We start from the raw sequence: 278 nt of genomic DNA, 5'->3' as shown, positions 1-278 counted from the left end.
TACCGAAGCTGCTACCAACACTACTGACGAAGCGCCCCGTCGTCGAGCCAGATCCAAAACCTGTGCGCGGTGATGAGCTAGCGATCTGGCCATATGCGCCGATGCCAATCATGACCGATACGGAAGTGATATTTTTTAATAAGTTAAAAAACGCGCTGCCGGAGTATCACATATTTGTCCACGTACAGCTGTCACGGATCATTGAAGCCAATAGTAGTGAGACGTCAGAGCGTAGCTTTTGGTTCAATCGTATCTGCCGTCAGAGCGTTGACTATGTG

1 protein-coding gene is annotated in these 278 nt (G+C 49.3%); it reads left to right on the top strand.

Translation table 11 applies throughout. The features are described from left to right. Positions 1–8: 8 nt before the first annotated feature. Positions 9–278, top strand: a 270-nt coding sequence (locus V6252_RS12875) for a DUF2726 domain-containing protein (protein ID WP_341610716.1), incomplete at its 3' end; no start/stop codon positions are given.

Source organism: Psychrobacter proteolyticus (assembly GCF_038155145.1).
GTDB classification, from domain to species: Bacteria; Pseudomonadota; Gammaproteobacteria; order Pseudomonadales; family Moraxellaceae; genus Psychrobacter; species Psychrobacter proteolyticus_B.
Note: the sequence above shows the minus strand (reverse complement) of the source record. Positions and strands in the feature narration are given on the sequence as shown.